General features: G+C 63.4%; 18 protein-coding genes and 1 other annotated feature. Of the genes, 3 read left to right on the forward strand and 15 right to left on the reverse strand.

The features are described from left to right. Positions 1–177: 177 nt before the first annotated feature. Entirely contained in the window at positions 178–1,629 is a 1,452-nt protein-coding gene (locus tag ACFQ3C_RS06905) for an alginate export family protein (protein WP_380789850.1), read from the forward strand. Next, positions 1,610–2,950, forward strand: a complete 1,341-nt coding sequence (locus tag ACFQ3C_RS06910) for a serine hydrolase domain-containing protein (protein ID WP_380789851.1) — start codon at positions 1,610–1,612, stop codon at positions 2,948–2,950. Before ACFQ3C_RS06905 ends, ACFQ3C_RS06910 begins: the two co-directional genes overlap by 20 nt. Positions 2,951–3,099: 149 nt before the next feature. Here the strand turns inward: ACFQ3C_RS06910 and ACFQ3C_RS06915 are convergent, their stop codons facing one another. Beyond that, the gene (locus ACFQ3C_RS06915; protein ID WP_380789852.1) at positions 3,100–4,275 is read right to left on the reverse strand and encodes an MFS transporter; all 1,176 of its coding nucleotides are present in this window, start codon (positions 4,273–4,275) and stop codon (positions 3,100–3,102) included. A gap of 275 nt (positions 4,276–4,550) precedes the next feature. On the opposite strand from ACFQ3C_RS06915, the gene ACFQ3C_RS06920 reads away from it, so the two are divergent. Beyond that, a complete protein-coding gene (locus ACFQ3C_RS06920) occupies positions 4,551–5,366 on the forward strand; it encodes a LuxR C-terminal-related transcriptional regulator (RefSeq protein WP_380789853.1) in 816 nt (271 codons plus the stop codon). 63 nt (positions 5,367–5,429) lie between these two features. Here ACFQ3C_RS06920 and ACFQ3C_RS06925 read toward each other — a convergent pair whose 3' ends face one another. From ACFQ3C_RS06925 to ACFQ3C_RS06990, 14 genes are all read right to left on the reverse strand, one after another. Continuing rightward, the gene (locus ACFQ3C_RS06925; RefSeq protein WP_380789854.1) at positions 5,430–6,368 is read right to left on the reverse strand and encodes a hypothetical protein; all 939 of its coding nucleotides are present in this window, start codon (positions 6,366–6,368) and stop codon (positions 5,430–5,432) included. Between the two features lie 164 nt (positions 6,369–6,532). Continuing rightward, complete coding sequence (locus ACFQ3C_RS06930; RefSeq protein WP_380789855.1) at positions 6,533–7,201, reverse strand: NnrU family protein; 669 nt, start codon at positions 7,199–7,201, stop codon at positions 6,533–6,535. A 253-nt stretch (positions 7,202–7,454) separates the two neighbouring features. Then, positions 7,455–7,874, reverse strand: coding sequence for a c-type cytochrome (locus ACFQ3C_RS06935; protein ID WP_380789856.1), 420 nt, complete (start codon positions 7,872–7,874; stop codon positions 7,455–7,457). Between the two features lie 135 nt (positions 7,875–8,009). After that, positions 8,010–8,255, reverse strand: coding sequence for an acyl carrier protein (locus ACFQ3C_RS06940; RefSeq protein ID WP_380789857.1), 246 nt, complete (start codon positions 8,253–8,255; stop codon positions 8,010–8,012). Further along, positions 8,252–9,451, reverse strand: a complete 1,200-nt coding sequence (locus tag ACFQ3C_RS06945) for a dihydrolipoamide acetyltransferase family protein (RefSeq protein ID WP_380789859.1) — start codon at positions 9,449–9,451, stop codon at positions 8,252–8,254. Before ACFQ3C_RS06945 ends, ACFQ3C_RS06940 begins: the two co-directional genes overlap by 4 nt. Before the next feature lies 1 nt (position 9,452). Next, positions 9,453–11,447 (reverse strand): pyruvate dehydrogenase (acetyl-transferring) E1 component subunit alpha, encoded by a 1,995-nt coding sequence (gene pdhA, locus ACFQ3C_RS06950; RefSeq protein ID WP_380789860.1) that lies wholly within the window; start codon positions 11,445–11,447, stop codon positions 9,453–9,455. Continuing rightward, entirely contained in the window at positions 11,444–13,162 is a 1,719-nt protein-coding gene (acsA, locus tag ACFQ3C_RS06955) for an acetate--CoA ligase (protein WP_380789861.1), read from the reverse strand. The genes pdhA and acsA overlap by 4 nt, the downstream gene beginning before the upstream one ends. Positions 13,163–13,394: 232 nt before the next feature. Continuing rightward, positions 13,395–14,606, reverse strand: a complete 1,212-nt coding sequence (locus ACFQ3C_RS06960; RefSeq protein WP_380789862.1) for an MFS transporter — start codon at positions 14,604–14,606, stop codon at positions 13,395–13,397. A 107-nt stretch (positions 14,607–14,713) separates the two neighbouring features. Beyond that, a complete protein-coding gene (locus tag ACFQ3C_RS06965; RefSeq protein WP_380789863.1) occupies positions 14,714–15,568 on the reverse strand; it encodes a universal stress protein in 855 nt (284 codons plus the stop codon). A gap of 13 nt (positions 15,569–15,581) precedes the next feature. Next, a complete protein-coding gene (locus ACFQ3C_RS06970; RefSeq protein WP_380789864.1) occupies positions 15,582–17,072 on the reverse strand; it encodes a SulP family inorganic anion transporter in 1,491 nt (496 codons plus the stop codon). Positions 17,073–17,133: 61 nt separating this feature from the next. Beyond that, positions 17,134–17,192, reverse strand: a sequence feature (sul1 is cis-regulatory element that is thought to sense ions involved in sulfur or methionine metabolism; They are found in Alphaproteobacteria). A gap of 178 nt (positions 17,193–17,370) precedes the next feature. Then, positions 17,371–17,841, reverse strand: a complete 471-nt coding sequence (gene cynS / locus ACFQ3C_RS06975) for a cyanase (protein WP_380789865.1) — start codon at positions 17,839–17,841, stop codon at positions 17,371–17,373. Positions 17,842–17,871: 30 nt separating this feature from the next. Continuing rightward, the gene (locus tag ACFQ3C_RS06980) at positions 17,872–18,774 is read right to left on the reverse strand and encodes an ABC transporter ATP-binding protein (RefSeq protein WP_380789867.1); all 903 of its coding nucleotides are present in this window, start codon (positions 18,772–18,774) and stop codon (positions 17,872–17,874) included. Between the two features lie 12 nt (positions 18,775–18,786). Beyond that, positions 18,787–19,620, reverse strand: coding sequence for a nitrate ABC transporter permease (gene ntrB, locus ACFQ3C_RS06985; RefSeq protein ID WP_380789868.1), 834 nt, complete (start codon positions 19,618–19,620; stop codon positions 18,787–18,789). Positions 19,621–19,623: 3 nt separating this feature from the next. Beyond that, a complete protein-coding gene (locus tag ACFQ3C_RS06990) occupies positions 19,624–21,000 on the reverse strand; it encodes a CmpA/NrtA family ABC transporter substrate-binding protein (protein ID WP_380789870.1) in 1,377 nt (458 codons plus the stop codon). Between the last annotated feature and the right edge of the window lie 106 nt (positions 21,001–21,106).

Here is a 21,106-nt window from a genome sequence, read left to right on the forward strand (position 1 = left end):
GACCACCCCGGACAGGCGCCGAACATGCCCCGTTCATTCTGGTGATCTCGGGATTACGGGTCAGCCGTTCCGTCTTACCGTAAAGGTTGACTGATCAAGATTTGCAAAAGTAGAAATTCAAAAAAGCCCCTTTTTAAATGCACCCTTTTCGCGCCATGCTGATGACAAGGACGACAGATGCGAAAATCCCGGCTGCCGCATCACGGCAATACAACAGGCGGAATTCTGATCCTTGGCATTACCGCGGCGCTGATGTTTTCCGGTCATGCCCGGGCACAGGACCGCACCACGATCGTTGAGACGGACGCCCTGACCCTGCGCTGGCATCTTCAGGGTGGGCTGAACGCTGTCAGTGAAAGCAACCTGTTCTGGGACCTTGCCACGGCGACGGCCTCTGGCAGTGGGTTCGATCCGAACACGCAATGGCTGGAGGGCTATTTGAAGCCTGGATTGAGCTTCGACTACCAGCTCGATACGGGCGCGACCCTTTACGGCAAAGTCTCGGCGGTGTCCTCCCATACCTGGGGGACAGACGCATTCGACAGGGGCGACACGGGTGCCACGACGCTTGAAGAAGCCTACTTTGCCGTGCGTGGCGTGTCGGGTTCCGGCCTGTCCTGGGATCTGTCGATTGGCCCGCGCGAGTTGTCGCTTGGAACCGGCATGCTGATCGCAAATGGCGCGACCAGCGGCTTTGAGCGCGGCGCGCTGAAATTCGGGCCGCGCAAGGCCTGGGAAATGGCCGCGATCGGGCGATTGTCGCAAGGCAATCTTGCAGCCACGGCCTTCTACATCGACCCGAACGAGTTGCCATCGACGGACGGGAACAACGAACTGGCGGGCCTGGACCTGCGTCTTGACGACCCGCGGGGCGGGTATCTCGGGGCGACTTATGTGCATGTCCTGAAATCGGATTCCCCCTATCCGCAGGCGGCGGCCGGCGGATCTGGCCCGCCCAGGGTGACCAGCGGCGCGCGCGAGGGGACCAACACCTTCAATCTTTATGCCAGGACAAACCCCTTTGCGGACACCCTTGAGAACTGGACCTTCACGGGTGACTTTGCCTATCAGTGGAACGACAGGATCGACATGGACGCCTGGGCCGGGCGCGTGACAGCCGGGTATGCCTTTGCCAACCTGCCATGGTCGCCCAACCTGACCCTGGGCTATCAGACCTTTTCCGGGGACGATCCGGACACGACCACGCTGGAACGGTTCGATCCGCTTTATTACCAGGGCAGCCCAAGCGCCTGGGCGACGGGATCCAAATCGGCCTCGACCTTCATCAATTCGAACGTGAACGCCTTGACGCTGGCGCTGCGGGTGCAACCCTCACCGCAGGATACCTTGACCCTGCGCTATGCCCATATCCGGGCTAACCAGCTGAACAGCCCGGTGCAATTCGGTCAGGCGACCCGTGTGGACGCGAGCGGAAACATCGTGTCCGGCGTGAGTGATGCACATCTCGCCGATGACCTGTTCCTTGAATACAGCCGCATTATCAATCGCCATGTTTTTCTCACGGCCGGTGTCTCGGTCTCCTATCCCGGACGCGGGATCAAGGATGTGGTGGGGGGAGACGCGGAACCATGGACAGGGGGGTTCATCAATGTCGTTTTCAACTTCTGACATTTTCGCCGCAGCGGCGGGTCTTGCCATCGCGCTTGGCGCGTCAAGCGCGGCGCAGGCGCAATCCGCGCCGCTGTCGGCACAGGAGTCCGACCCGGCCGTGATGGGCTGGATGCAGGGCTTTCCCCCGCCTGTGGACAAGCTGATCACCCAACCGGATGCCAATTACTTCAGCTTTCCCAAGCTGCGCTGGTCGGTTTGCCATCTGCGGGAATTCCTGCCCACCGAAGAGATCAGCCGCGGTCTGGGTGCGCCCGTCCCGCTTGACTATCCGTCGCCTGCGGAATTTGCCGACCTGCGCGCCCGGATCGACGCGCTTGCCTTCACGCCGATAGATGGCACCGATCAGATGACATGGCAGGACTCGCTATATGCCAACTATACCGACGGCATGCTGATCCTTCACAGGGGCAAGGTCGTCTATGAGCGTTACTTCGGCTGCCTTGAGGAGGACGGCAAGCACGCGATCATGTCGATGACAAAGTCCATCACCGGCCTGTTGGGCGAAATCCTGGTGGCCGAGGGCACGCTGGACGACAGGGCCCTGGTGCGCGATATCATCCCTGATATCGGCGACAGCGCCTTTGCCACGGCCACCGTGCGGCAGGTCATGGACATGACCACAGGCGTACAATATTCCGAGGATTATTCAGACCCCAACGCCGATATCTGGGTCTATTCGCGCGCCGCAAGCCCGCTTCCCAAGCCCGAAGGCTATGACGGGCCAGACGGCTATTGGGAGTACCTTCAGCAGGTGAAGCCCGACGGCAATCATGGTGACGCGTTTCACTACAAGACGATAAACTCGGACATGCTGGGCTGGATCATCAGCCGCGTCACCGGCAAGTCGGTCACCGATCTTGCGTCAGAGCGGTTGTGGCGGCGCATGGGTGCCGAACAGGACGCCTATCAGACGGTTGACGGCAAAGGGGTGCCCTTCGCGGGTGGCGGGGTCACGGCCGGCCTTCGGGATCTGGGCCGCCTTGGCCTGCTGATGCTGAACGAGGGGGTCAGCAACGGCCAGCGGCTGTTCCCCGCGGCGGTGGTGGACAAGATCCGCACAGGCGGCGATCCGTCGAAATTCGCAGGCTTCCCGACCATTCCGAACGGCAGCTACACCAGCCAGTGGTGGGTGTTCCATAACGACCACGGCGCCTTTGCCGCCCGCGGCGTGCATGGGCAGACGATCTATGTCGATCCGACCGCCGAGATGGTGCTGGTGCGGCTGTCGTCTTATCCAAGGGCGCAGAACGGGTTCATCGACCCTACCTCGCTGCCAGCCTATCAGGCGGTGGCAGAGTTCCTGATGACCAGAGAGTGACAAGAGCCTGCATTCACATGGTGCAGCCCGCACCGGCGCGCTTTTGCGCCAGCGCCAAGGCAAAGGGGCAAACCCAACCTTTCGCCGCCCCAAAACCGGGTTTGCTGGCTTGGGTTACGGGCTGGGGTTGCGGGCTGTGGTTGCGGGCGTCATGCGCCCGTCTGAACGCTGGCCGCAATGGCCCTGGCCTTGAGCATCCGGAACAGGAAGGCGGCAGGCAGAACAAGGGCAAACAGCACGGCCCCGAACAGGATGGCATCAGCGGGTGCGCCAGTACGATCAAGGATCCAGCCGGCCATCGGCGGGCTTGCCGCCATGATCGCATAGTAGACCGTGAAGAACACGCCCATGCCAAGGGCGCGCCGTTCCGGCGCGACAGCCTGGCCAGCCAGCGCCATGATCACCCCGGCGGGCGCCATCCCGAGCAGGCCGAAGATCAGGCTTGCGGCAAGACCCGCGCCCGGCATGCTGAGCAGCATCATCGCCAGGACCGCGCTGAACATGCAGACGGTCAGGATCGTGTCACGGCGTCCGAACCGGTCAGCGATCTGGCCGCAGGCTGCGCCTGACAGGATCATGACCCAACTGCCGACGCTGATGATCGACGCGGCGGCCAGGATGTTCATCCCCTGCGCCTCAAGCATGGAAGGGCCGAAGCTGAGATAGACGACATAGCCTGCATTGAACACGCCCCAGGCGATGCCGGCACAGAGGATCAAACCCACCTCGCGCGGCAAAAGGCCCTTGATCCGGCTTGACACCAGTGTCGGCAGATCCTCGCGTGAACGATAGAGGGTGAACACGGCAATGGCCGCCAGCAGGCAATAGACCGACGCCACCGCGAAGGGCATGCGCCAGCCGTAAAGCCCCGCAAGCCAGGTATGCCCGACCTGCCCCATGGCAATGCCGAAGGGCCAGCTCATCACGAGGATGCTCATCGCCGTTGCGATCTCGCGGCCCTCGAACCAGTCCGCCGTCATCTTGGTGAAATACAGCGTGGAGAACAGAAACCCGGCACCGGCCAGGGCGCGCCCCAAACCGATGAATGTGGGGCCAGCCGCCAGCGCCGTTATGGCGCCCCCCAAGGCCAGGCACATCAGCCCCAACCCGGCCCACATGCGATCCGAGGCGAAACGGCCGACAAATCCGGCGGGCAAGGCCAGGAACAGACCCGGCGCCATGAACAGTCCGATCATCAGACCGATCTGGGCATTATCAAGCCCGAATGTATCCGAAAGGTTCGTACCGACCGACCCCATGGTCTGAAACTGCAGCCCCAGGCCAACACGGGCGGCAAAGAGCAGGGCAAGAATACGCCAACGCATCACGCGCACCCCGGCTGGCGCAGGGCGGCATCATCAGTCCACCCGTCGCCTGTCTTGCATGCCCCGGCCGGGCCGCGTGATGTCTGTGCCTTGCTCATCTGTCCGTCCTCCGCGTCATCACGGGGCATGTTACGCCTTTCCGCAGGCTGCAGCAGTCCGGCATATGCTGTATTTTGCGCCCGCAACCTGTAGTAATCTTCTACTGCAACTGCAGGATTGCCTGATTGCGGCGCTTCCAACAGAATGGCAGGGCGTCTCAGTAAAAGGAAATTGGCGTGACCCTGTCGCCCGATGAAATCCTCAGCCCGCGCGAAATCGAGATCGCCACCGCATACGCGCAGGGCGACACCTACCAGGCGATCGCGGCGCGGCTGTGCATCGCCCCATCAACGGTGCGTACCCATCTGGCCACGATCTATCGCAAGCTCGAAGTCTCGTCCAAGCTTGACCTGCATGCCCGGCTTGTCGGGGCATTTCCCTCGGCCGAGGTGCAGACAGACCATGCCGCCGTGATCTCGGAACTGGCGCTGAGCCTGGAGGAGGCGATCCGCCGCGAGCAGACACTGGCCGAGGTGCTGCGTATCATCAGCCGTTCGCGCGGGGATATCGACAGGGTCATGTCGGCGATACTGGGCTTCGCCCTCGACCTGTGCGAGGCGGAATTCGGCATCCTGTTCGACCACCATGGCGAGGGGCAGTTCGCCGCCAGCCATTCCCGCGGCATCCCGCAACCCTTCCGCGACTGGCTGGAGGCGCAAGACATCTTCCGGGTCAGTCCACGCACAGGCCTGGGACGGGTCTTTACCGGACATGGCATCGTGAACATCTATGATGTTCAGGCCGAAGAAATCTTCCAGACCGACGATCCGCTGCGCCATGCCACCGCGGTTCTTGGTGGCGCGCGATCCTTCGTGGCGATCCCGATGATGTCGGGCGACCGGCTGGTGGGCGCCTTCACGATCTACCGTCAGAACGTCCGGCCGTTCAGCGCGCAAACCACTGCCCTGGCGCAGGTCTTTGCGGATCAGAGCGTCATCGCGCTGGATAACGCACGCATGATCAGCACGCTACGCAGCAAGATGTCGTCCTGACAAGACCGCGCGGCGCAATCTGTATGTAGCAGGCTGGCGGCAGCCCCCTTTCGCGGGGGCAGCTCAGGCTTGCTTGTTCTCACGCTCTACCGCGTCAAGAAAGGCCGCGAACTTGCGCTTGGCCTTCGCCCAGGGGAATTTGTAGTAGGGATCGGACACCTGCCACCCCGCCCCGTAGTTGATGGCAAGCATCGCCTCGGGTTCTGCCGGCACGGGCAGGCCCGTCACCGCGCATGGCCTGGTCGGCAAAACCTGCGCCACATCCAGCTCACCACAGGTATGCGGATAGACGTAGACGCGCCCATCCTCGACCCAGGCGGGGAACAGATCAACCATGTAATCGCCTGCCGATGTCGCCTTGAGGATGGCAACATTCTTGGGATTGTAATGTTCTTTCGAGAACAATCCCATGCTGATCAGCTTGCCACGCAGTTCGATCCATTCGCGCGCGGCCCCGGCTGCGTCCTGCGCCTTCATCACGAAAGCCAGATCAATGTCGTCATCATGCGCGATCAGCGCCTTGTCGCGGGTCACACCCAGAAGCGTGCCGGAGTTCAGGAAAACGCCCGGCCCCAGATCGCTCAGGCGGGCGACCGTGCCCCTCAGGTCGTTCCAGATCGCGTCATGGTCCATGGACGCGAAAACACTAGGTGCAAAATCATGCGCTACCAGAACATCGCTGCCGATGGCTTCCTTCAGAAAGGCGTCGAACTCGGTGAATTGCGCCAGTTCACCATTCTCTTCCCGCTTTTCACGCAGAAATCCAAGCAATTGCTTTGTCCGTGTCGGGCGCAGGCGCGCACCAAGGCACAGCATGATCGTGGCCTCGAGGTTTTCCACCGTCCGGCGCCGCGCCGGCGACAGCAATTCCAGTTCGTCGATATAGACGAAGGGGTCGAAGCCCTCGCGCGGCGCGGTCAGTTGCGCCAGCGCAATGGCCCTGATCTGCTCTTCGCGCTCGCGGCGCTGCCAGGGTCGCATGTTCTTGATTGTATCGTTCACTGGTAATCCCTGCCCCTCATACCTGCCTTGCGATGGCATTGTTCTGCGCCTTCTGAAACGCGGGCCGTCGCGAAGCACTGTCCGTTCCTGTCGCGGGAGTCTTCCTGTTTTGAAACCAAAAGGAAAGCCGCGATCGCATCCAGTGGCGCAGGAAAACGCGGATTTCAGGGCCAGGGCGAGACGCCGATTGCCGCGGGATGCAGCGCCAGCAGCAGCGCGTAAAGGCAAAGCCCCAGAAAAAGGCGCAGCGCGGCACCCGTCCGGCTGACCGGCTTTGGCCAGGCCGGGCCGGCAGCGACCATGGCGGCAAGGGCCTGCCACCGCGCGCCCATCTGATGCTGGCGTCTCCGGTCGATCATCACCGTGCCCGCCAGCGCGAACACCAGGAAAAGGCCGAACAGCAGCACATGCGCCAGATCACCATTGGCGACAAGATGCGCCCCCGCCCAGATTATCAGCGCAACCGGCACCGGATGACGCATCCAGCGGATGATCCCCGGCCTTGCCGGATCGAAATCCGCATCAGATGCGCCACCGAAGGAAAAGGGGTTGGGCCTTGCGAGTGAAAAGCCGAGGATCAGGCAGGCTGGCCCCATCGCAAGGATCGGCAGATGCCTTTGCCAGGGGGCCGTATCCCAAAGCGGCACGTGGGGCATGCGCCCGGCCGCAGAGATCAGCCAGACCAGCAGGGCCAGTGACAGCAGCGAATAGATCAGCGTGAAACCGCCCGCGCCCAGCCGCGCAACAAGCCAAGGCCGCAGCGGCGGGCGCACCGGCAGCGCGTGCGACAGCAGGAACAGGCAGATCACGACACCGAATTCGACCCACGCCATCTGCCTGCTCTTTCATATCCCGGTTTCAGAACGCAGCCCGTTACCGCGTCAGGCCAGACGACATCAGGCCGCTTTTGCAGCACAGAGCCCTGGCCGCCCGTTTACCCCACGACCTTTGGCGAAGGCGATCGCGACGGTGTCAGGATCGCCTTCGCGCTTTGCGTTCACGGGCAATACCCCCTCAAGTCTTGCCACGCCATTGGCAACGAACCGACCGCCGATGCCGGCTGATCGGCCAGCCGCGAAAGCACGCTTATTCCTGGATTGACGAGATGAATTCGACCAGGGCCAGAATGCGCGTGCGGATGAAGGTTTCCTCATCATCGGGGCCATAATAGAAACCCAGGCTTCTCGGCGCTGCGCGGGAATAGCGCATACCCCATGCCGGCATGTCGGCTCTGCCATGGGCCCCGGATGCGGACTGACCATCAATGGTCGAATAGACCGCCGACACTGGGAAAACACCGCCGTTGTTCTTCTGGATCTGGGTCAGATCCGGCAGCTTCGTGTTCAGAAACCCTGAAATGACACCATCCCCCTTGCCCGCAGGGCCGTGGCACTGCGCGCAACTGTTCATGTATTCGGCCTCGCCGATCGACAACCCATCGGCCTGAACGGCCAAGGGCAATGCACCAAGTACAACCGAGAAAGCCACTGCACTGAAACGTCTCATGTCTGTTCTCCTCCTTGATGTGATCCCCTCGATCACATTTAAAATCATAGATGAACGACGGAACGGCCACCTTGTCGCAGATCAAAGCGTGCCGGAAACCGTGGACGCGCAGGGTGCGGCCCCTTGACGTGCCCCCTAGCCAAGCTGGCGCGCGATCCAGTCCACGGCGCGGGTCAGTGTCGCGATTTCAGGGTAGCTGTCTTCGGGAATGTCGATGCCAAGCCTTGCATGCAGGGCCGCCACCAGGTTCAGGATATCCATGGAATCAAGACCAAGATCATCCTGCAGATGCGCGCCGGGCCCGACCGTTTCAGGGTCGATATCAGGGGCCACCCTGGTCAGCTCCTCCAGGAAACAGGCCCTTATGTCGTCCTTTGTCATGATGCCTCCGGGCTGTGAAGATGGGTTTCGAACGCCGCGATGAAGCGTGACACCTGCCGTCCGTCGACGGCGCGATGATCGGCCGATACGGTCAGTGTGATCAGAAGGCGCGGCACCACGGCCCCGGCCACCACCCATGGCCGGACCTGTGGCGCACCGATGCCGATCAGCGCCACCTGCGGCGGAAAGATTACGCCGGTCATCGCCTCGGCCCCGGTCTCGCCCAGGCTCGACAGGGTCAATGTGCCCATCGTCACCTCGGACACACGCAACCGCCCGGCGCGCGCCCGGCTGACCAGATCGCGCATGCCTTGCATTGTCTGTGACAGCGACAGGGTTTCGGCCCCCATCAGGGCGGGTGCCACCAGCCCCCCGCCACGCAGCGCAATGGCGAAGCCGGCGTTCACGGTATCGGCCGGGCGAAACCCGTCCTCGACCCAGTGGCCGTTGATATCCGGCACATCCACCGCGGCCCGCGCCGTGGCGCGCAGAAAGACTGCCCCCGGCAGGATGCGTGCGTCAGGCGGGCGTGCGGCATTGTCCTGTTTCAGCCGGTCCATGACATCCTGGATGTCGATGGACTGGGACAGGTAGACATGCGGTATCGTCTGCTTTGATCGTGTCATGGCCGCCGCGATGGCGCGGCGCATCTCGGCCCCTGGGGCTGGCCGGACCCCGGAGTTTGGCGCGACACCTGTGTCCCTGGCGGCGCGGGCCGCATCCTCGACATCAGCCAGCACGATCGCCCCGCCCGGACCGCGCCCTGCAAGCCCGCCCAGGTCGATGCCCAGCGCCCGTGCCCGGGCGCGCGCCGCGGGCGATGCCCGAACACCTTCCCCAAGCGCCCCGACCTCTGGCAAGGCAATGGCGGATAGCGGTGCGGCACGGGGTTCACCAACAGCGGGGGCTGCGGGGGCTGCGGGCGACACCGCTTGGCTGTCAGCGTCCGGGTCCACCTCACCCTGCGCCAGGATCACGGCCATCGGCGCGCCAACCGGCAATTCCTGTCCTATCGTGGCGATCAGGCGGTCCACCCTGCCGCTTTCGAATGTCTCGACCTCGATCGCGCCTTTCTGGGTTTCGACCACGGCCACCACATCACCGCGCCTGACCGTGTCGCCGGGGGCAACAAGCCATTCGACAAGCTGTCCCGCCTCCATGTCGGCGCCCAGCGATGGCATGGTGAACAGACCCATGTCAGCGCCCCATCTGCGCGCGGGCCGCAGCCACGATCTTGTCAACCTGCGGAATGGCGGCCTGTTCCAGATGCGCGGGATAGGGGATCGGCACCTCTTCCGAGCAGACACGCCCCAGCGGGGCGTCCAGCGACCAGAACGCCTGTTCGGAGATCCGCGCCATGATTTCAGCGGCCAGGGATCCGCTGCGCCAGCCCTCGTCCACGACCACCGCGCGCCGTGTCTTCGTGACCGAGGCCATGATCGTGGCGTCATCAAGCGGGCGCAGGCTGCGCAGGTCGATCACCTCGGCGGAAATACCTTCGGCTTCCAGCACCTCGGCGGCCTCAAGGGTTTTCCAAAGCGACCAGCCATAGGTGATCAGGCTCAGATCACGGCCTTCGCGCCGCACCAGGGCCCGGCTGATATCCACCGGCCCGGCCGCCTCGTCGATCCGGCCCGTCATGTTGTAGAGCATCACGTTTTCGAAGATCAGGACCGGATCGGGATCGTCCAGCGCGGTCCACAGCATCCCGCGCGCATCCTCGACCGTGGCAGGGGCCAGAACCTTGAGGCCCGGAATATGGGCGTACCAGCCTTCAAGACTGTGGGAATGCTGTGCCGCCAGTTGCTTGCCCGCGCCGGTCGCCATGCGGATCACCACGGGCACGCCGAACTGACCGCCCGACATGTGCCGGATCGTGGCAGCCGTGTTCATGATCTGATCAAGCGCCAGCAGGCTGAAGTTCACCGTCATCACCTCGACGATGGGGCGCATTCCGGCGGCCGCCGCGCCGATACCGGCCCCGACAAAACCGGATTCACTGAGCGGCGTGTCGCGGATACGGTCCTGCCCGAACTCCTGCATCAGCCCCTTGGATACCGCGTAGCAGCCGCCATAGGCGCCCACATCCTCGCCCATCAGGAACACACGGTCGTCGCGTGTCATCGCGTCGCGAATGGCCTCTTTCACGGCTTCGCGATAGGTCGTCTCGACCGTGCGGCCCGATGGTGCGGCGGGCGTGGGCGGCGCAGGTTGCGGCCCCAGAACGTGCCGGGACAGGTGCTCGACCGGCTCCCAAGGCGCGGCTTCGGCAAAGGCTGTGGCGGCGTCGATTTCCGCATCAACCTCGGCCTCGATCCGGTCCACATCGTCGCGGTGGATCAACCCGTTTTCCACAAGCCAGCCCTGGAACCGCAGGATCGGGCCTTTCTTGCGCCATGCCTCGACCTCCTGCTTGTCGCGGTAAAGCTGGGCGTCGAACATCGAATGCGCGCGGAAACGATAGGTGGCGCATTCCAGAAACACCGGCTGTCCCGTCGCGCGGATAGCTGCGATCGCCTTGCGCGCGGCCACTTCAACGGCCACCACATCCATGCCGTCAACGCGCTGTGCCGTGACGCCGTAGGCTGCCGCCTTGGCCTGGATATCGACCTGGGATTCCGTGCGCGCCAATGCCGACCCCATGGCGTAGCCGTTGTTTTCGCACACGAACAGGACCGGCAGCGACCAGAGCCGGGCAAGGTTCATGGTCTCGTGAAACTCGCCCTCGGCCACGGCGCCTTCACCGAAGAAACAAGCGGTCACGCGATCATCGCCACGCAGCCGGTCAGCCAGCGCCAGGCCGGCCGCCAAGGGAAGACCGCCGCCGACGATGGCATTGCCACCATAGAAATTGGTCGCCGCATCGAACAGGTGCATCGACCCGCCGCGCCCGCCGGAACAGCCCGTGGCCTTGCCGAACATCTCGGCCATGACCGTGTTCATCGGCACGCCCCGCACCAGCGCATGACCATGTTCACGGTAGGTGCCGACGATCCTGTCCTGATCGGTCAGAACGGGTATGACCCCGGCCGCGATCGCCTCTTCCCCGTCATAGAGATGCAGGAAGCCGCGAATTTTCTCTTGCGTGTAGAGTTCCGCGCAGCCCTGTTCGAAGCGGCGGATACGGATCATGTGACGCAGCAGCATCAACACATGCGCCCGGTCCAGTTTCGGCTTGTCTGACGTGCTCATGTCTCATCAGTCTCCAGCGTGGAAATATCCCCTTCGGGCAGACCCAGTTCGCGCGCCTTCAGCAGGCGGCGCATGATCTTGCCGGACCGCGTCTTGGGCAGGGTGTTGCGGAACACGACCGCGCGCGGGGCTACGGCGGCGCCCAGCCGCTTGCGGGCGTGGCCGCGAATGTCACGCTCCAGCGCTTCGGATGGATCAAAACCGGGGTTCAGCGTGACAAAGGCCTTGACCACCTCGCCCGCGGTGTCGTCGGGCAGGCCGATCACGGCCGCCTCGGCCACCGCGTCATGTTCGATCAGGGCGCTTTCGACCTCGAATGGGCCGATCAGGTGGCCCGAGGATTTGATCAGGTCATCGGCGCGCCCCACGAACCAGTAATACCCGTCCTCGTCCCGCATCGCGAGATCACCGGACAGATACCATCCATCGCGGAACGCCTTAGCATATCGCGCCTCTTCGTGCAGGTAGGCCCGCATCATCGAGGGCCAGCCGGGCCGCAGGGCCAACTCGCCGATCTGGCCCGTGCCGAGTTCGGTGACGGTGCCATCGGCAGTCTCGACAATCCCCGCCACGATACCCGGCAGCGGCTTGCCCATGGAGCCGGGCTTGATATCCATGGCGGCGGTATTGGCGATCATGATGCCGCCGGTTTCGGTCTGCCACCAATTGTCATGAAACGGCTTGCCGAAGACCTTGTGCGACCAGACCACGGCCTCGGGGTTCAAAGGCTCGCCCACGCTGGCCAGAAAGCGCAGCGATGAAAAGTCATGCCCGCGCGCCGCGTCCTCGCCTGCACGCATCATCATGCGGATGGCCGTCGGGGCGGAATACCACACCGCGACCTTCTGGCTGGCAATGGTCTGGTACCAGCGTTCCAGGTCGAATTCGGCCTCATCCACGATCGTGACGGCACGGTTCACCAAAGGCGCGATGATCCCGTAGGAGGTGCCCGTGACCCACCCCGGATCAGCCGTGCACCAGTAGACCGTGCCGGGTTCCAGCCCCAGCGCATGGCGCCCCGAAAACGCGTGATACCTGACCGCGCCATGGACATGCACCGCCCCCTTGGGCCGCCCCGTGGTGCCGGATGTGAAATGGATCAGCGCCGGCGTTTCCGGATCGGCGGGAAAGGTGGTGAATTCCGCCGAGGCCGCCTCCAGCGCGGGACCAAGGGCAACACAACCCTCTGGCGCATCGTCATCTGTGACCAGCACCAGTTTCAGACCGGGGACCTGATCGCGCAGGGGCGCGATCTTGCGGGTGTAGATCGCGGCGGTCGTGACCAGCGCGGTGCAGTCGGCGATCTGCATGCGGGTCAGGATCGGTTCGGGCCCGAATGCCGAGAACAGCGGCGTAAAGATCATGCCCGCCTTCAGCGTGCCCAAGGCCGTGGCATAAAGCGCAGGCTGGCGTCCCAGCAACCCGAAGACCCTGTCACCGGGGACAAGCCCATGGGCACAAAGCACATTGGCCAGGCGCGACGACATCCCGGCCAGCGCGGCATAGGTGATGTCGTGCTGACCTGTGTCTTTCGACAACCAGCGCAACGCGGTCTGCGCGCCGTGACCGGCCGCCAGGTGACGATCCAATGCCTCATGCGCGATATTGATCCTGCCCTGCGGCAGCCCTTCGATCAGCGCGTCCCAATCCGGGGGGGCCGCCGATTGCGGGTCCTGCGCGGGCGCTGCCGCCTTGCGAATGATGTCGAATGTCATGGCCTGCCCCTCCTCCCCAGGATGGTCCGCCTTGCGATCAGGATTGCGGCAGATGCGCCGGGGCGCCTTGATTCAGGTCAAGCCTGCACCTTTGGGTGGCCTGCACGTCCCGGGTAAGGCGCAGGTATGCGATCGGCCCGCCGGAGACCGTCAGCCGCTACCGCAGAAGGGCCATGAAACCCATAGCCCAACCTGCCGGAATTGGGGAGGGTCGGATGCATCGCCGCTTGGGTCAGCTTCGCGCCTGCGCCCCGCGTCCGGCAAGCCCCGCCAGCGCAGAGGCGAGGGCGAAATACAGCCCGATCCCAAGGCTCTGCGCCGGGAAGTCGATCCCAAGATCGATCAGCGCGCCTGTCAGGGCGGGGCCGATCGCGGTTCCCAGCACCATGATCGCGGCCATCATCGCGCGGATCGAACCCAGGTGGCGGGTTCCATAAGCCTCGGCCCAGAAGGTCGCCATCATCGTGACATGCATGCCGACCCCTGCGCCCATCAGCATGATGGACAGGGCACCCGCGCCGATGCCACCGGCCAGCGAAAACCCCAGATAGCCCAGGGCCAGCGGCACAAGATAGACCCCGGCCAGACGGGTGCTGCCAAAGCGGTCAACCAGCCCGCCGGACAACAGCATGAACCCGACGCTTGTCGCCGTGAACAGCGGAAACAGCGCCACAAGCGCGACATGCCCCCAACCTTTTGCCTCGGCCAGGTGGACCTGCTGAAAGAAAAAGGCCGTGTTCCAGGCAGCGGGGCCCATCAGGGCGGGCAGCATCAACCAGAAGACCGGGTGGCGCAGCACCTCGGTGCGGGTCCACATCCGCCCGCCGATGCCAGCGGCGCCCGTGGACTGGGCAAAGGATTGCGGGGTGCGTTCCTGCCGCAGCAAAACCCAGAGCACGGGTACCAGCGCCAACAGGGCGCAGGCCGCCACAAGCCAGAGGTTGCGCCAATCGCCAAGGGTCAGGGCCGCTGCGAAGACGATCGGCAACATCGCCTCGCCCAGCGCGACGCCAAGCCCCGCGACCGATACCGCGCGCCCCCGCGTCGCCACGAACCAGCGCGCCATGGCGACCATCGCGGTATGGCCCATCAGCCCCTGCCCGAACAGCCGCAGCAGGAAGATCACGATGACCAGCATCCAGACCTGGGTAGCATGGGCCATGGCGATGCCGGCGCAGGCGAGCCCTGCCAGAACCACCACCCCGATATGGCGCACGCGGAAACGATCCGTCAGCCCGCCTGCCAGCAGCATGACGGCCGCCGATCCCATGGTCGCGGTGGCGTAAACCGCGCCCCAGGCCCCATGGCTCAGATCGAAGGCGCTGCGGATCTCGCTGGCGAAGACCGAGATGAAGAAGGTCTGCCCGAAACTGGATGCGAACGTCAGCAGGAACCCTGCGGCCAGCCAGCGGGCGTTCTCGCGCAGGAAATCAAGGAAAGTCACAGCCCCGCCCTTTCAACACGCGCCGCCGTCAGGGCGCATCGGCATCGGGCCGCTGGCGCGCAGCATCAGGCCTTGCCTGATGTTGCGGTGTCGGGTCCGTTCCTGGCCTACCGCATCAGAATGACAGGCACCTTGCAAGAGCGGATCATCGCCGTCGTGGTCGATCCGATGATCAGGCTGCGGATACGGCTGTGCCCGTAAGCGCCCATCACCAGCATGTCGAACGGCGCCTCTTCGACCAGGCGGGACAGCGCGGTTTCGGGCTGCCCCGGCAGGATCGCGGTGTCGACGACCAGACCGGCGGCCCTGAGCAGAGCCTTGGCATCCGCCAGCCCCTTCGCCGCCTCCGGGGTGGGCGCGCCCACGGTCACGACATGCAGTTCCAGCCCCTGAAACAGGGGGCTGCGGGCAATGTGATCCACCGCCTTCATCGCCGATGTGCCGCCATCATAGGCCACAAGCACCTTGCGGATCGGCCGGAAGGCGCGGGACGCCACGAAGACGGGTTTATGACTGGCGCGCACGATGCGTTCCAGATTTGATCCCAGATGGCCACGTGCGAAATCCGCCGCCTCGCCACGCTTGCCGATCAGGATGACGCGGGCATCGCCCTCGACCTCGGCCACGGCCTCGACGATGTCGCCGTGACGCAGGCGGGTGGTGATCTCGGTCACGCCATCTTTCTCGAGAATGGCGCGGGCATCATCCAGGATAGCGCGGCCGCGGTGGCTGATCAGCTTGGCGCGCTGTGCGTCAAGCGCGGCGAGTTCCTCAAGCAATTGCGAGCGGGCGCCCAGCCTGATCGAGCCTGACAGGTCATGCTGCGCGGGGGCCTCGCGTCGCCCCAGGACATGGATCAGCTCTACCGGCGCTTCTGTCCGGCTTGCGATCCAGGCGGCGTGATCGCAGACGCTTTCGGAATAGATGGAGCCGTCCACCAGCGCGATGATCTTGTCAGTCATGATATGCCCTCCCTCAATGCGCGATCAGCTTGTCCATCGCGCCTGGCTTGTCATGCAGGGCAAGCTGGTCAACGATGGTTTCAGACGCCGCGTTCATGCCCACGATCTCGACCTCCGCGCCGTCTCGGCGGAACTTGAGAACGGCCATGTCCAGCGCCTGGACACTGGAAATATCCCAGATATGCGCGCGGCTGACGTCGATCACGACACGCTCCAGCGCCTCGCGGAAATCGAAGGCGTTCATGAAATCCTCGACCGAGCCATAGAACAGCTGCCCCTCGACCACATAGGTGCGTTCCGTGCCATCCCTTGAAATGGTCGAGGTGACCTTGAACAGTTGCGCGATCTTGCCCGCGAAGAAAATGCCCGACAGCAGCACGCCGACCAGCACGCCAATCGCCAGGTTATGCGTATAGACAACGGTCGCGACGGTCGCGAGCATGACGATCGAGGAGGATCGCGGATGCGTGCCAAGGGCCTTGATCGACGACCATGAGAAGGTCCCGACCGAGACCATGATCATGATCGCAACCAGTGCCGCCATGGGAATGATGCTGACCAGATCGCCCAGGCCCACCACCAGGATCAGCAGGAACACCCCGGCCACGAAGGACGACAACCGCCCCCGCCCGCCGGATTTGACGTTGATGATCGACTGGCCGATCATGGCGCAGCCTGCCATGCCGCCGATAAAGCCCGTGGCGGTATTGGCCAGGCCCTGACCGATACATTCCTGGGTGCGGCTGGACTTGGTGTCGGTCAGATCATCCACGATATTCTGTGTCATCAGGCTTTCCAGCAGCCCCACAACCGCAACCGCGATCGAATAGGGCAGGATGATCATCAGTGTCTCAAGTGTCAGCGGAATGTCCGGGATCAGGAACACCGGCAGCGTATCGGGCAAGGCGCCCATGTCGCCGACAGTACGCACATCCATGCCCAGCGCCCAGACCAGGGCGGTCAGCACCAGGATCGTCACCAAGGGCGAGGGGATCGCGCGCGTCAGCAGCGGAAAAAGGTAGATGATGGCAAGACCGGCCGCGACCAGCACATAGGTGATCCATGGCACCGCGCGCGGATCCAGTTCGGGCAGTTGCGCCATGAAGATCAGGATCGCCAGCGCATTGACGAAGCCCGTCATCACGGATTTCGACACGTAGCGCATCACGAAACCCAGTTTCAGGATCCCCGCCCCGATCTGGATCAGACCGGCCAGAACGGTGGCGGCCAGCAGGTATTCCAGACCGTAATCGCGCACCAGCGTGACCATCAGCACGGCCGTCGCCGCTGTCGCGGCCGAGATCATGCCGGGCCGCCCGCCGGTGATCGCGGTGATCACCGCGATGGAAAAGCTGGCGTAAAGCCCGATCTTGGGGTCCACGCCCGCGATGATCGAAAAGGCGATGGCCTCGGGGATGAGGGCCAGCGCCACGACCAGCCCTGAAAGAAGGTCAGCGCGGATATTGCCCGTCCACTGCCGGCGATAGGCGTCCAGTGATATCATTCAGCTTACCTGCGCGCCCGGTCTGATCCTTGCCCGAAGGCGTGGCGCGGTCCCTGTCTAGCGTTGTCCAGCGGATCGGCGGCTGGAAGAGCCACCCGGCACCTGTGGGCCGGGTCCATGTTCGTGCCTGCCCCCCGTAACCGCTGAGGTCCGGAAAGCCAAGGCGCGCACCCCGGAAATTACCCGGCCGCAACCAGTGATTTGCCTGCAGAGTGTGCGGACAGGCGAAAGCCGCAAATGAAAAGGGCGCCGGGTGCGACCCATCGGCCACGCCCGGCGCCCCGTTGGCATCAGCCGATTACCAGCTGTTGTAGCCCAGGAACTTGCCCGACATCTCGACCTTGACGCGGTCGCCCTTGGGATTGGCGACGCGGCTGATCTTCATGTCGAAGTCGATGGCCGACATGATACCGTCACCGAATTCTTCCTGGATCAGCGCCTTCATCGTCGGGCCGTAGACGCCCACGATTTCGTAAAGACGGTAGATGCAGGGATCGGTCGGCACGGCCTGTTCCCAGATCTTTGTCGGGTATTCCTCCAGCACGGACACGGCCTCGGCGGGTAGGTCCAGCAGGGCCACCAGCGCTTCGGCCTTGGCCTTGGGCATGGCGTTCATCCCCATGCAGGCGGAATGGGTCCAGACCGGGGACATGCCGATGCCCGATGCGATCTCTTCCCATTTCATCCCGGATTTCTTCTTGGCGATCAGGATGAGCGTGGTCACGTCTTCCTTGGTCATCAGTGCGGGCATGTCCAGATTGTCCTTCATGTCGTCCTCCAGTTATTCATCTTGTCAGTATCAGGTGTTCACGGCCCGAAGCCGTGGCTCGGGTGTGGGTTCATCGGTGGCATCGGTCAGGTCGATGCGAACCGTCTCGGGGCTGTGCGTGCCGCCATCCGACGCCTGTCCGGCCAGTTCCCTGGACCGCTTGCCCAGGAATTGCACCAGATGGTTGCGGATCGCATAGTAGTTGGGATGCTCGACGATGGCGGTCCGGTTGCGCGGGCGCGGGATGGTGATTTCCACCGATTCCGCGACGCGGGCGAAGGGGCCGTTGGTCATCAGCAAGATACGGTCAGCCAGCAGGATCGCCTCGTCGATGTCATGGGTGATCATGAACACCGTCTGACCGGAATCGCCCCAGATCTTCAGCAGCTCGTCCTGGATCGTGCCCCGCGTCAGGGCATCCAGCGCGCCAAAGGGTTCATCCAGCAGCAGCAGCTTGGGATGGTTGGCAAAGGCCCGCGCAATCGACACACGCTGGCGCATCCCGCCCGACAACTGGCTTGGCTTGCGGTGGATCACGTCACCCTCAAGCCCGACCATGGCCAGATATTTGCGCGAATGCTCCAGCACCTCGGCCTTGGACCATTCGGGATGGCGCGCGGCCACACCGAAGCTGACGTTCTTGAGCGTGCTCAGCCAGGGCAGCAACGAATAGTTCTGGAACACCACGCCACGATCAAGGCTGGGGCCGGAGACCTCACGCCCGTCCATCACCACCACACCGCTGGTCGGTTCGGCCAGACCGGCAAGGATGTTCATGATGGTCGACTTGCCGCAGCCGGAATGGCCCAGGATGCAGACGAATTCACCCTTTTCCACGCCGAAGGTTGCATTCTCGAAGACGGTCATCGTGCCGCCCTGCCCGTCCGGGTAGGTCTGGGTCAGGTTTTCGATCGACAGAAACGGTTTTGTCATCGGGAACTCTCCTTATTCCGCATAGGCCACGGCACGCTGGAGCGAGGCAAAAGCCGCATCCAGCATCATGCCGACGACGCCGATCATCAGGATCGAGAAGATGACCGAGGTGAGGTCGAGGTTGTTCCACTCGTTCCAGACGTAGTAACCGATGCCGGTTCCGCCCACGAGCATCTCGGCCGCGACGATCACCAGCCAGGCAATCCCGATCGAGATCCGCATCCCCGTCACGATGGTCGGCGCGGCCGCGGGCAGGATCACGGTAAAGGCGGTCTTGAGATGCCCCAGCTCATGGGTGCGCGCCACATTGACCCAATCCTGCCGGACACCGGCCACGCCGAAGGCCGTGTTGATCAGCATCGGCCAGATCGAGCAGATGAAGATCACGAAGATCGCACTGGCCTCGCTGTCCTGGATGATGAACAGCGCCAGCGGCATCCAGGCCAGCGGCGAGATCGGGCGCAGCACCTGGATGAACGGGTTCAGCGCCTTGTAGGCCACGGGCGACATTCCGATCAGAAAACCCAGCGGAATGGCAACCACGGCGGCCATCAGGTAGCCCGACAGAACGCGATAGATGGAATATCCGATCTGGATGCCGATCCCCTTGTCGTTGGGACCCGCGTCATAGAAGGGGTTCGACAGTTCTTCCCAGGCCTTGGCGATGACCTGGCTGGGTGGCGGCACACCAGCCTTGGGCACACCGCCGCCGGTCAGCCGCTCGTATTCGGTCAGCTCGCCCACCGCCTTTTGCGCGGGAATGGCGGCCTCCCATACCAGGAGGCCGACAACAAGCATGACCACCGACAGCAGCAAGGCGCGCTGGTTCAGTGACAGGGAGGGCATTGATCAGCCCCTCCCGATCGCGAAGCTTTTCACATAGGCTTCGGGCTGTGCGGGATCGAAGGTCTTGCCCATGATGACATGGGATTTGTAGGTCACATCAGGTGCGGCATAGCCCAGGTCGTTCATGACCTTCTTGGCGTCAGCCGCCAGATAGACCTGCTCGGCCACGGCCTTGTAGTCGATCTCGTTCTCGATGTAGCCCCAGCGCTTCATCTGCGTCAGGATCCACACACCCATCGAATGCCAGGGGAACGGATCGAAATCGATCCGGTCGGGCACGTTCTTCACCTCGCCCAGACCATCGGCGTAGATCCCTGTCAGGACCTGCTCGATCACCTCGACCGGCTGGTTGAGGTAATTGGTCGGCGCGATGGCGGCAGAGATCTCTTTCCGGTTCTCCGGGTTCGAGGCGTATTGCGTGGCGTCGATGATCGACTTCAGCAGCGCGCCATAGGTGTTGGGCAGTTGCTCGGCAAAGGACAGGGGTGCCGCGAAGGCGCAGCAGGGGTGACCGTCCCAGATCTCTTTCGTCAGCATGTGGATGAAGCCGATGCCTTCCCAGACAGCGCGCTGGTTGAACGGGTCGGGCGACAGATAGCCGTCAAGGTTGCCGGCCCGCAGGTTGGCGACCATCTCGGGTGGCGGGACCACGCGGATCTGGATGTCCTTGTCGGGGTCCAGGCCGAACTCGGCCACGTAATAACGCAGCAGGAAGTTGTGCATCGAATATTCGAAAGGCACACCGAAGGTCATGCCCTTCCACATCTTGGGATCGCGCTTGTCCAGGTGCTGGTTCGACAGAACGATGGCCTGGCCGTTGATGTTTTCCACGGCAGGCATGATGTAGGGCTGTGCGACCGAACCCGCGCCCAGTGTCATCGCCAGCGGCATCGGCGTCAGCATGTGGCTGGCGTCATATTCACCCGACAGCGACTTGTCGCGCGCAACGGCCCAGCCAGCGGTCTTGATGACGCTCGCGTTCAGGCCGTAACGCTCATAAAAGCCCAGCGGCTGCGCCATGATGATGGGCGTGGCGCAGGTGATCGGCACGAAGCCGATATTCAGGTCTGTCTTTTCGGGCGTGCCCAGATTGTCGAGGATCGCAGCCTTGGCCTTGTCGATCGGGAACACCGAGGCCAGCGCCGCGGCCACCGTTCCGCCCCCCATCATGCCCATGAAGGACCGTCGACCGATGTCGCTGTGCCCGAAGACCGAGCGGACGATCGCGCTTTCCACCGCGCGTTCCATCATCGCTTCCGACGACATGACCTCGGTCGCATGGTTGTGCTGCGCGCTTTTGCAGCTGTCGCATCCGCAAGCGGCGCCGTGTCGCAGATCCGAATTTTCGGAAAACGGGTTGCCTAGGCTCTTCATGGTCATGTCAGGTCCTCTCGGTCAGGTGTTGTTGACCCATATTCTGACAGGGAGGGTGCATCACAAAAGGGGCACGCACAAAAGTTAGGCATTAATTTTTTCTAATTAATAT

It is taken from the genome of Seohaeicola saemankumensis, assembly GCF_042678485.1.
Taxonomy (GTDB): Bacteria; Pseudomonadota; Alphaproteobacteria; order Rhodobacterales; family Rhodobacteraceae; genus Seohaeicola; species Seohaeicola saemankumensis.

Bases quoted from the DNA above. Each gene is read 5' to 3' on its own strand.
- ACFQ3C_RS06905 (WP_380789850.1), top strand. From the start codon at position 178: ATGCGAAAATCCCGGCTGCCGCATCACGGCAATACAACAGGCGGAATT.
- ACFQ3C_RS06910 (WP_380789851.1), top strand. From the start codon at position 1,610: ATGTCGTTTTCAACTTCTGACATTTTCGCCGCAGCGGCGGGTCTTGCC.
- ACFQ3C_RS06915 (WP_380789852.1), bottom strand. From the start codon at position 4,275: ATGCGTTGGCGTATTCTTGCCCTGCTCTTTGCCGCCCGTGTTGGCCTG.
- ACFQ3C_RS06930 (WP_380789855.1), bottom strand. From the start codon at position 7,201: ATGGCGTGGGTCGAATTCGGTGTCGTGATCTGCCTGTTCCTGCTGTCG.
- ACFQ3C_RS06935 (WP_380789856.1), bottom strand. From the start codon at position 7,874: ATGAGACGTTTCAGTGCAGTGGCTTTCTCGGTTGTACTTGGTGCATTG.
- ACFQ3C_RS06940 (WP_380789857.1), bottom strand. From the start codon at position 8,255: ATGACAAAGGACGACATAAGGGCCTGTTTCCTGGAGGAGCTGACCAGG.
- ACFQ3C_RS06945 (WP_380789859.1), bottom strand. From the start codon at position 9,451: ATGGGTCTGTTCACCATGCCATCGCTGGGCGCCGACATGGAGGCGGGA.
- pdhA (WP_380789860.1), bottom strand. From the start codon at position 11,447: ATGAGCACGTCAGACAAGCCGAAACTGGACCGGGCGCATGTGTTGATG.
- acsA (WP_380789861.1), bottom strand. From the start codon at position 13,162: ATGACATTCGACATCATTCGCAAGGCGGCAGCGCCCGCGCAGGACCCG.
- ACFQ3C_RS06965 (WP_380789863.1), bottom strand. From the start codon at position 15,568: ATGACTGACAAGATCATCGCGCTGGTGGACGGCTCCATCTATTCCGAA.
- ACFQ3C_RS06970 (WP_380789864.1), bottom strand. From the start codon at position 17,072: ATGATATCACTGGACGCCTATCGCCGGCAGTGGACGGGCAATATCCGC.
- cynS (WP_380789865.1), bottom strand. From the start codon at position 17,841: ATGAAGGACAATCTGGACATGCCCGCACTGATGACCAAGGAAGACGTG.
- ACFQ3C_RS06980 (WP_380789867.1), bottom strand. From the start codon at position 18,774: ATGACAAAACCGTTTCTGTCGATCGAAAACCTGACCCAGACCTACCCG.
- ntrB (WP_380789868.1), bottom strand. From the start codon at position 19,620: ATGCCCTCCCTGTCACTGAACCAGCGCGCCTTGCTGCTGTCGGTGGTC.
- ACFQ3C_RS06990 (WP_380789870.1), bottom strand. From the start codon at position 21,000: ATGACCATGAAGAGCCTAGGCAACCCGTTTTCCGAAAATTCGGATCTG.